This window comes from Rhodococcus sp. DMU2021, from assembly GCF_019641445.1.
In the GTDB taxonomy this organism is placed as follows: Bacteria; Actinomycetota; Actinomycetes; order Mycobacteriales; family Mycobacteriaceae; genus Rhodococcus; species Rhodococcus pyridinivorans.
In genome coordinates, this window is sequence record NZ_JAIFKB010000093.1 from 1 (window position 1) to 885 (window position 885).

At 64.3% G+C, this 885-nt stretch carries 1 pseudogene; it reads left to right on the forward strand.

Going from position 1 to position 885, the window contains the following annotated elements:
• Nucleotides 1-137: 137 nt before the first annotated feature.
• Nucleotides 138-770, forward strand: a pseudogene (locus tag K3M35_RS25780) (DDE-type integrase/transposase/recombinase); the annotation flags it as partial.
• Between the last annotated feature and the right edge of the window lie 115 nt (nt 771-885).

The window sequence follows — 885 nt, forward strand, 5'->3', positions numbered from 1 at the left end:
TGCTCGACTATCGGACTCCGGCCGAGGTCGAGACCGCCCACTACGCACAACCGCCAGCCGCTTCTGCGGCCTGAGAACTGAACACACGCTCAGCCTCAACAAAACTCGGGACTTGACACTATGTCGAGATGGGACCGGACGGGATGCACGACCGCTCGAGTCGACCCCACCACATCCCGAACCGCACACCGGAGCCGATCAAACGCAAGATCGTCGACCTCCGGTGGCGCAAACGACTCTCACCCCAGGCGATCGGCTCTCGTCTGAACATGCCGGCGTCGACCGTGCACGCGGTGTTGGTCCGATGCCGGCTCAACCGGCTCTCGCACATCGACATCCGCACCGGCGAGACCATCCGCCGCTACGAACACCCCCATCCGGGGTCGATGATCCACGTCGACGTCAAGAAACTCGGCAACATCCCCATCGGCGGCGGCTGGCGATTCGTCGGCCGCATCCAGGGCCGCAGGAACCGCCAGGCCACACCGGTAACCCGCCGCAGCAAGCACCACAACGAACTACTCGGACACGCCTTCGTGCACACCGTCATCGACGACCATTCCCGCGTTGCATACGCCGAGATCCACGACGACGAAACCGCTGTCACCGCAGCCGGCGTACTCCAGCGTGCCGTGGGCTGGTTCGCAGCCCGCGGCGTCACCGTCGAACGGGTCCTGTCCGACAACGGCGGCTGCTACCGATCCGCCCTGTGGAAGCACACCTGCACCGACCTAGGCATCACGGCGAAGTACACCCGCCCCTACCAGCCCCTACCAACTGCGACACTCCTATTGACTTGCTGTCAAGCGGCGGTCGTTTGGCGTCGAGGCTGCAGCGTCTGGACGATGAGTGGATAGAGCTGCCGAACGAGATACCGTTTCAGGC